Below are 7,708 nucleotides of genomic sequence, written 5' to 3' on the forward strand. Positions count from 1 at the left end.
CCATGCCGCAGACCTCCGACGCGACCGTCGCACAGCGACTGCGCACCCTCCAGCAGGCCGGGACGCTCGCCGTCGAGTACCCCCGCCTCGGCCCCCTGCTCGCCGAGGCGGACGACGACGAACTGGCCCGTGCCGGGCGGATCCTGGCCCGCCTCGACCCCGGCGAGGTACTGCGCGCGCACCCCGGTGCGCCGTCCCTGACCGTCGCCGTCACCGGCAGCGGCACCCTCGCCCCGCTCCTCCCCGCCCTGGCCGCCGAAGGCGCCCGGCACGGCATCGTGCTCCGCACGGTGCCGTCCTCGTACGGCACGTGGCTCACCGACCTCACCGACCCCGGCAGCGACCTCCACGCCGCGCGCCCCGACCTGGTGCTGTGCGTCCTGGACCCGATGACCGTCCTCGACGAACTGCCCTCGCCGTGGGGCGTCGACGACGTCGGGCGCGCACTGGACGCCAAGCTGGCCCTCGTCGAGAAGGCCGCCGAACAGTTCACCGCGCACGGCGACGGCACCCTCGTCCTCAACACCCTGCCGCTGCTGCGCGTCCTCACCGCCCAGCTGCTCGACCTGCGCTCCCGGTCCCGGCTCGGCGTGCTGTGGCGCGAGGCCAACGCCCGCCTGCTGGGCCTGGCCGAGCGCCACGCGGCCGCCGTCGTCCTCGACACCGACCCGCTCGTCGCCGAGGTCCCCGCCCACGACCCCCGCCTCAGCGCCTACGCCAAGGCCCACCTGTCGCCCGCGCTCCTCGCCCGGTACGCCCGCGAGGCCGGACACCTGGCCCGCGGGCTCGTCGGCCGCACCAAGAAGGCCCTCGCCCTCGACCTGGACGGCACCCTGTGGGGCGGCATCCTCGGCGACGACGGCGCCGAGGGCGTCGAGGTCGGCGAGGGACTCAAGGGAGAGGCGTTCGCCGCGTTCCAGCGCGTCGCCCGGCAGATCGGCTCGCAGGGCGTGCTCCTGGCGGCCGTCAGCAAGAACGACCCGGAGCCCGTCGCGGCCGTGATCGGTGAGCACCCCGGCATGGTGCTGCGCCCCGACGACTTCGTGCGGATCACCGCGAACTGGCAGCCCAAGCCGCGCAACCTCACCGACCTCGCGGCCGACCTGAACATCGGCGTCGACGGCTTCGTCCTCGCGGACGACAGCCCGTACGAGTGCGGACTCGTCCGCCACGACCTGCCGGAGGTCGCCGTCGTCGCCCTCGACGACGAGCCCGCCCTGCACATCGAGAAGCTGCTGCGCGACGGCTGGTTCGACACCCGCGACCTCACCGCCGAGGACGTCGCCCGCCCCCTGCGCTACCGCGACGAGCTGGTGCGCAAGGACTTCCAGCACGGCTTCGACTCGATCCAGGACTACCTCGACGAGCTGGGCGTCGGCGTCAGCCTGGAGCCCGCCCGGGCGGCCGACGTGCCCCGGCTGTCCCAGATCACCCTGCGCACCAACCAGTTCAACCTCACGACGCGGCGCCTCCAGCCCGCCGACGTGCAGGCCCTCCTCGACGACCCCGGCGCGCTCGTCCTCGCCGTGCGCAGCGCCGACCGGTTCGGGGACAACGGCGTGGTCGGCGCCGTCTTCGCGCACCGTGACGGCACCGCCCTCACCATCGACAACTTCCTGCTGAGCTGCCGTGTCTTCGCCCGCGGCATCGAACAGACCTGCCTGTCCGCGCTGCTGCGGCACGCCGCCGCCACCGGGGCGGACACCGTGTACGGCTCGTACCGGCCCTCGCCCAAGAACGCGAAGGTCGCCGAGTTCTACACCCGGCACGGCTTCGCGCCCGCGCCTGACGCCGGGGCGGACCCCCGGCCGGATTCCGGAGCGGCCACCGGACGGGCCGACGCGCAGGCCGCGGACCGGAACGGCACCACCGGCGCACGCGTGTTCCGCCACGACCTCGCCGACATCCTGCCGCAGCCCCGTCACGTCCGTCTCGACACCTCCCTCGACCTCGCCGCCGGCCCCGACGCCACCGCGTCCCCCGGCCCCTCCGACCCCTCCGACCCCTCCGAAGGATCCGCGTGATGAACACGATCGACGACTTCGTCACCCTCCTCCGCGACGAGCTGGGCCTCCCCCTCGGCGCGGAGGACATCGGCCGCAGCTTCGACCAGGTGGAGGGATGGGATTCGGTGCACCTGCTCCACCTGCTCACCGCCCTGGAACACGCCACCGGCCGCCGTATCTCGCTCCCCGACGCCCTCGAGGCGCCCAGCCTGGAGCACCTGTACGCCGTGGCGGTGGGCCGGTGAGCGCGAACCGCGCCCTTCGCAGGGGCGAGCCGATCGCGCCCGAGCGACGCCACACCCTGCACTTCCTCGACCAGGTCAGGGCGTTCGCCCCCGTCCACCTCGACACCGAGGTCGACATGACGACCCTGCTGGAACACCGCGCCCGCGCCGCCGCCCGCGGCCGGCGCTACTCCCACGTCAGCTACGTGCTGCACACGGCGGCCCGTGTCCTCGTCGCCCACCCGGAGGCCAACGCCGCCGTTACCGGACGGCTCCGCCCCCGCGTCACCCGCTACCCGACCGCCGTCGGCAAGGTCACGCTGGACCGGGTCCTCGGCGGCCGGCGCGTCGTCCTCGCCGCCGTCCTGCCCGGCCTCGACACCGCCGGCCTCGACACGATCCAGGACCGGCTGGACCACTACCGCGACGGCGACGCCGAGACCATGCCGGAGTTCGCGCCCGTGCGCGCCCTGCACCGCGCGCCCTGGCTCACCGGGCTCGTGCGCTTCCGCCGCGCCGCCCGCGACCTCGCCGCCCGTCCCTTCATCACCGGCACGTTCGCGGTGACGTCGCTCGGCCACCGCCCCGTCGACGGATTCCACTCGGTGGGCGGCACCACCGTCACCCTCGGCGTCGGCCGGGTCGTGGACCGGCCGGTGGCCCGCGAAGGACACGTCGTCGTGGCCCCCGTCATGCGGCTCAACCTCTCCTTCGACCACCGCGTCATCGACGGCGCCGAGGCCGCCGACATCCTCGCCGACATCAAGGACGGCCTGGAGACGTTCCGCACCGACCTTCCCGACCTTCCCGAATCCCGTGAGGAGGACGAGACGCCGGCCGCCGCCCACGACGCGCTCCGGGCCCCGGCCGCCGTCCCGGACACGCCGTGAACGACATCGCCGAACTCAAGCAGTACGTGGCCGCACACGCCCGCGCGCAGAACATCCCCGCCGAGCAGTACCAGGGCCTCCTCGACCGGATCCGCACCGACGACGACGGCACACCCGGATCGTGGTCCGGCGAGCTGACCCGCGCCGGCGACCACCTGGCCGAGCACGGCAGACTCCTGGAGGCCTGCCGGCAGTACACGATGGCGCGCTTCCCGTACGTCGACTCCGCCGGCCGCCGTACCGCGCAGGAGCGGTGCGTGGCCACCTTCGACTGCTGGCGCCGGACCGTCCCCCTCGACATCACGCCGCTGACCGTCCGGCTCCCCGAGGGAGAGGTCCGGTGCTGGACCAGCGGACTCGACCCCGACAACCCCCGCCCCCTGCTGCTGTTCCTCGGCGGGATCGTCAGCGTCAAGGAGCAGTGGGCTCCGCTCCTGGGCCAGATACGCGACCTCGGCATGGCCGGCCTCGTCACGGAGATGCCCGGCGTCGGCGAGAACACGCTGCCGTACCACGCCAAGAGCTGGTCCATGATCCCCCAACTCCTCGACGCCGTCTCCGGGAGCGCCGACACCGAGCACGCCTACGCCGTCGCCCTCAGCTTCAGCGGCCACCTGGCGCTCCGCGCGGCCCTGGAGGACAGCCGCCTCCAGGGCATCGTCGGCGCCGGTGTGCCCGTCCGCGCGTTCTTCACGGACAGCGCCTGGCAGCGGCGCGTTCCACGGGTCACCGTGGACACCCTCGCCCACCTCACGCGCACCCCCGCCGACGAGCTGCCCCGGCTGCTGTCCGACTGGGCCCTCACCGACATCCAACTGGGCGCCCTCACCGCCCAGGTGGGCATGGTCGCCAGCCTCCGCGACGAGATCATCCCCCGCGAGGACCTGGAGCTGCTGCGGCGCCACGTGCCGAGCCTGCGGCTGATCGCGCACGACGACGTGCACGGCTCGCCCCGCCACCTCGACGAGACCCGCCTGTGGACCTTCCTCACGGTCCAGCGGATGCGCGGCGAGGGCGGCGAGCACCGCGCCCGGCTGCACGAGGCACTCCGGCGGGAACGCGCCCGGCTCCGCGCCCTCCCCCCGACAGCGGACACCACCGTCACCACCGGCACGGGCGACACCGGAGGCACCGGCGACGCTGGCGGCTCGGGCGGCTCGGGCGGCTCGGGCGGCACCGGCGGGCCCACCCTCGCCACGACCGGCCCCGCGGCCGCCACCCCCGGCCCCGCCCCGGAGGCCACCCGGTGAACCGGACGCGCACACCCCCCGGCCACGCCACGGGCCCACCACCCGCCGGATACCTCGTCAGCCCGCCCGACCCGGCGGCCGCCGTCCGGCTCTTCTGCTTCCACCACGCCGGCGGCACCGCCTCCGTCTACAAGGGCTGGGACCGCGCCCTCCGTCCGGCCGGCATCAGCGTCGTGCCCGTGCAACTGCCGGGCCGGGAGCGCCGCGTACGAGAACCCCGCATCACCTCCCTCGAACCGCTCCTCGACGCCCTCGACGAACACCTCGGACCCCACCAGGACGCCCCCTACGCCCTGTACGGGCACAGCATGGGCGCCCTCGTCGCGTACGGACTCACCCTGCGCCGGCTCCGCGAGAACCGCCGGCTCCCCGAGGCCCTGGTCGTCGGCGCGTACCAGGCCCCGCACCTGCCCGCGCCGCTCGCCGCCGTACGCGGCATGTCCGACGAGGACCTGACCCATCTGCTCGTCGACATCGGAGGCATGTCACCGATGCTGCTCGCGTATCCGGAATGGCGGACGGCGGCACTCGAGCTCATCCGCGACGACCTGAAGATCTGCCACGGTCACCGCGACGCCACCACGACGGAACTCCCCTGCCCCGTCCACGTCCTCGCCGGCACCGACGACCCGCTGCTCACCCCCGGGCAGGCGGCCGAATGGGCCCGGCACACCGCCGGGACGTTCGCCGTGCACGTCGTCCCCGGCGGCCACCTCTTCATCCGCGATGCGCAGGACACCGTCCTCGCCCTCCTGCGCCGGGTGCTGCCCGCCTCCGCCGGGCCCACGGCACGGTGACCCGCCCGCCCGCCCGCCCGCCGCGCCGACCGGCCGACGACCAGCTTTAGAACGCGGAAAGCCGGTCGTTAGGCCGCCGGGCGAGGCTGGATCCACTCCGGTTCGCCGGAGCCGCACGAAAGGTACCGACAGATGCCTCCGCCGCCCTCGACGAACCACCTCGACACGGCCGTCCTCCGGGACGTCCTCGGGCGCTTCGCCACCGGCGTCGTCGCGGTCACCGCGTACGAACCGGACGGCACCCGGCCCACCGGACTGGCCGCCAACTCCTTCGCCTCCGTCTCCCTCGAGCCCCCGCTGGTGTCCTTCTGCGTCGCCCGCACCAGCGGCAGCTGGCCGCTGCTCCGCGCGTCGGACCGGTTGTGCGTGGCCATCCTGGGCGAGGACCAGCGAGACGTCAGCGGACGTCTGGCGGCGCGCGGCGGGGACAAGTTCCGAGGACTCGCCTGGACGCCCGCCACGCCCGGCGGATTCCCGGTACCGGACGGCGCGCTCGGCTGGCTGGAGTGCTCGGTGGAGGCAGAGCACCCCGCCGGGGACCACGACATCGTCGTCGCCCGCGTCCACCACCTGGCCGCGGCCCATGACGGCCCGCCGCTGGTGTTCTTCCGCAGTCAGTACGGCGCATTCCGACCCGTGAAAGAGGACGGCACACGCAATGGTGAGTGAGTTCGAGACCACTGCCCCTGACACCACTGCCCCTGACACCGCTGCCCCCGGCACCGCCGCTCCCTCCCCGGCCGCCGGCGACACCGCCGCCATCGCCGTGATCGGACTGGCCTGCCGACTGCCCGGAGCGCCCGATCCCCGCACCTTCTGGCAGAACCTCGTCGAGGGCAGGGAGTCCATCACCGACGTCCCCGCCGACCGGTGGGACGTCACCGCCTACTACGACGCCGACCGGGACGCCCCCGGCAGGACGAACTCCCGCCGTGCCGGCCACCTGGAGAACGTCGACCGCTTCGACACCGGCTTCTTCGGCATCTCACCGCGCGAGGCCGCGGCGATGGACCCCCAGCAGCGGCTGATACTGGAGCTGAGCTGGGAGGCGCTCGAGGACGGCCGGATCGTCCCCACCGACCTGCGCGGCAGCCGCACCGGCGTCTTCGTCGGCGCCATCTGGGACGACTACGCCACGCTCCTCCACCGGCACGGCACGGACGCCATCGGCCGGCACACCATCACCGGCCTGCACCGCAGCATCATCGCCAACCGCGTCTCCTACACACTCGGCCTCCACGGCCCCAGCATGGCCGTGGACGCCGCCCAGTCGTCCTCCCTCGTCTCCGTGCACATGGCGTGCCAGAGCCTGCGCAACGGCGAGTCCAACCTCGCCCTCGCGGGCGGCGTCAACCTCAACCTCGTCCCGGAGAGCACCGTGGGCGCCGCCAAGTTCGGCGGCCTCTCCCCGGACGGACGCTGCCACACCTTCGACGCGCGGGCCAACGGGTATGTGCGGGGCGAAGGCGCCGGCCTGGTCCTCCTCAAGCCGCTCGCACAAGCCCTCGCCGACGGCGACCGCGTCCACTGCGTCATCCGCGGCAGCGCCGTCAACAACGACGGGGCCACCAACGGCCTGACCGTCCCCAGCCGCCGCGCCCAGGAGAAGGTGCTGCGCCGCGCCCTCGCCCGCGCCGGAGTCACCGGACGTGACGTCCAGTACGTCGAGCTGCACGGCACCGGCACGCCCCTGGGCGACCCGATCGAGGCCGCCGCGCTCGGCGCCGCAGTGGGAGCGGACCACGAGGACGGCCCCGCGCTGGCCGTCGGCTCCGTGAAGACCAACGTCGGACACCTCGAGGGTGCCGCGGGCATCACCGGCCTCATCAAGACGGTCCTCAGCATCAAGCACCGCCGGCTCCCGCCCAGCCTCAACTTCGAGACACCCAACCCGGACATCCCCCTCGATCGGCTGCGGCTGAGGGTGCAGACGGAGCTCGGCGACTGGCCCAGCCCGGAACGCCCACTGATCGCCGGAGTGAGCTCCTTCGGCATGGGGGGCACCAACTGCCATGTGGTGCTGGCCGAGGCGCCCGAGGGTGAGCCGGCCTCGTACGGGACCGGGGAGTCGGGGGAGTCGGGGGACTCCGGTGGTCCGACGGCGTTGGTGCTGTCGGCGCGGACCGAGGGTGCTCTGCGGGAGCAGGCCGGTCGTGTGCGGGCGCTGTTGGACGAGCGTCCGGGCGTGCGGGTGCGGGATGTGGCGTGGTCGTTGGTGGCGTCGCGGGCGCGGTTCGGTCGGCGGGCTGTGGTGGCCGGGGCGGACCGGGCGGAGCTGGTGGCGGGGCTGGACGCGTTTGCCGCGGGTGGTGCCGGTGCGGGTGTCGCTGGTTCAGCTGGTGGTCGGTTGGCGTTCCTGTTCACGGGTCAGGGGTCGCAGCGGGTGGGGATGGGGCGTGGGTTGTATGCGTCGTTCCCGGTGTTCGCGGCGGCGTTCGACGAGGTGGTCGCCGCGTTCGACGGTCTGCTGGATGTTCCGCTTGTCGAGGCTGTGGACGGCGAGTTGGTGCATGAGACGGGTGTGACGCAGCCGGGGTTGTT

Annotated in this window: 7 protein-coding genes; all 7 read left to right on the plus strand. The window is 73.9% G+C overall.

Annotated elements, in window-relative coordinates; genetic code table 11:
• Nucleotides 1-2: 2 nt before the first annotated feature.
• The gene (locus GBN72_RS16985) at nt 3-2,024 is read left to right on the plus strand and encodes an HAD-IIIC family phosphatase (protein WP_151772621.1); all 2,022 of its coding nucleotides are present in this window, start codon (nt 3-5) and stop codon (nt 2,022-2,024) included.
• Nucleotides 2,024-2,251 (plus strand): acyl carrier protein, encoded by a 228-nt coding sequence (locus tag GBN72_RS35355; protein ID WP_151772622.1) that lies wholly within the window; start codon nt 2,024-2,026, stop codon nt 2,249-2,251. Before GBN72_RS16985 ends, GBN72_RS35355 begins: the two co-directional genes overlap by 1 nt.
• On the plus strand, nt 2,248-3,120 hold the full coding sequence (locus tag GBN72_RS16995) for a 2-oxo acid dehydrogenase subunit E2 (RefSeq protein ID WP_246212569.1): 873 nt from the start codon (nt 2,248-2,250) through the stop codon (nt 3,118-3,120). The genes GBN72_RS35355 and GBN72_RS16995 overlap by 4 nt, the downstream gene beginning before the upstream one ends.
• The gene (locus GBN72_RS17000) at nt 3,117-4,370 is read left to right on the plus strand and encodes an alpha/beta hydrolase (RefSeq protein ID WP_151772623.1); all 1,254 of its coding nucleotides are present in this window, start codon (nt 3,117-3,119) and stop codon (nt 4,368-4,370) included. The genes GBN72_RS16995 and GBN72_RS17000 overlap by 4 nt, the downstream gene beginning before the upstream one ends.
• Nucleotides 4,367-5,167, plus strand: coding sequence for a thioesterase II family protein (locus tag GBN72_RS17005; protein WP_151772624.1), 801 nt, complete (start codon nt 4,367-4,369; stop codon nt 5,165-5,167). The genes GBN72_RS17000 and GBN72_RS17005 overlap by 4 nt, the downstream gene beginning before the upstream one ends.
• Nucleotides 5,168-5,299: 132 nt before the next feature.
• Nucleotides 5,300-5,836 carry a flavin reductase family protein gene (locus GBN72_RS17010; protein WP_151772625.1) on the plus strand — a complete coding sequence of 179 codons (537 nt, stop codon included), beginning with the start codon at nt 5,300-5,302 and terminating at the stop codon, nt 5,834-5,836.
• Nucleotides 5,826-7,708, plus strand: a 1,883-nt coding sequence (locus GBN72_RS17015) for a type I polyketide synthase (protein WP_151772626.1), incomplete at its 3' end; no start/stop codon positions are given. The genes GBN72_RS17010 and GBN72_RS17015, both read left to right, overlap by 11 nt.

It is taken from the genome of Streptomyces abyssomicinicus (genome assembly GCF_008974245.1).
Lineage (GTDB): Bacteria > Actinomycetota > Actinomycetes > Streptomycetales > Streptomycetaceae > Streptomyces > Streptomyces abyssomicinicus.